1 protein-coding gene is annotated in these 1,574 nt (G+C 43.7%); it reads right to left on the bottom strand.

All coding sequences use genetic code 11. From position 1 onward, the window contains the following. Nucleotides 1–142: 142 nt before the first annotated feature. Nucleotides 143–1,574 (bottom strand): Tc toxin subunit A-related protein (locus OO184_RS24840; protein WP_446500483.1); only part of this gene is annotated, 1,432 nt, incomplete at its 5' end.

Genomic DNA, 1,574 nt, shown 5'->3' with positions numbered 1-1,574 from the left:
AAACCATAAATCACACAAATTAAACTTAAATAATATAGAAACCTAAAATTAATTTAAAAACTTACCTTCTATAAATATCTCAAAAATTGCTTCTATCAAACTCTCCCGAAGGAGAGCCTGTATTATGTAATCGCTAAATTAATTAACGGATGGTATAACGAATATGCAGAATAATATCGTTCATAGTTTGCAATATAGTTTTCTGCTTGTCGGTAGCATTCGGGAATTGCAGGTTCAGTGTACCCTGATCATCAAGCGCAATACCTTCAAATGGCAGGTATTTGCCGTCATTAAAATCCAACTGGAATTGGCCGCTATCATTAGTACCATGAGACACAGCCAACGCTGAACAGCCCTTCGGCAACTGAGTACTGCCACCATAACTGAGCACAGCCTGAACATCCTGATAAGGCCCAATCAACGCAGGCAGTGAAACACTGATTTGCTTAATACGACGAATCTTGTTATCACCAACAATACTATCCGGGTAATCCATTTTCATTTTCAAATCAGACAATTTGACCGAAGATGACAGAATAGCACTAGCTAATGACAAACCATTTTCTTTAGTTCCCGCTGTTCCCTCACCCTTATCCAATAATAAGGGTATTTGTTCCGCCAGATTAAAACGATCCTTATCCGCCAGCGAACCGTAAACTTCTGCCAATGAAACGGTGCGTTCCACCTCCAGAGCGCGAGATTCCCATTTCAAATATGCCTCTTCCATCTGTGCCAGATTTTGTATCAAAGCTTCTCCACACAGTAAACCGGCGTAAGTTCCTTGCCATGCACCCGGTTTGACAAAGCTAATGGAATTATCATTAGCTTCCCATTGATAGGATTGCTCTGCCATCAGGCAACGGGATATGGCCAAATCATAGAACTGGAAATAAATTCCCGACAAACGTCCTCGTAACCAACTATATAGCGCTTGATTACTGAATTTACTTTGCAGGAAGGTTAATTGTGCCTGTGCCTGAGCTTGTTGGGTTTTCAGGTAATCTTTTTGCATTTCAGCCGCTTCACGGCGAATAGACAGTGACTCCAGTTGCGCGTTTAACTGATTAATCTCCGCTTGTGCGTTGTCACGCTGAATTTTCCATTCTTGACGGCGGCGGCGATATATTTCCGACTGCGCAACTTTCTCTGCATCAACCATCTTAGCAGAAGCACTCAATTCAATACCGTCAGCAATAGCATAGGCAATTGCGCCATAATGCATGCCACCGTCAGCCAGGCCGAAGATATTCGGCGCCATATCGACACCTGCGCCAGCCATGCGGGAAATCTGCGCTCCCTGGGATTCAATAGCAGATTCTGAACGTAACGCTAATGCCCGTTGCTCACCTGCGTTGATATTTTCCTCATACAGTTGGCTGTAGCTGTCAAACCGTTGTTGCACCCCAGCTAAAGAGACTTGCAAAGCGGTTTTTTCCGAATCCAATTCGGCCAGTTGGTTATCCTGCATACGAATACTGGTTAGTATCAACTCACTAGCCTGGGTTTGTAGTAGTTGGCTCATGGCTTCCGCATCCTGACGCTCACTATACCCCAGTAATGAACTACCAAACTGT

Origin of the sequence: Photorhabdus aballayi (genome assembly GCF_026153155.1) — a bacterium.
Classification (GTDB): Bacteria; Pseudomonadota; Gammaproteobacteria; order Enterobacterales; family Enterobacteriaceae; genus Photorhabdus; species Photorhabdus luminescens.
Note: the sequence above shows the minus strand (reverse complement) of the source record. Positions and strands in the feature narration are given on the sequence as shown.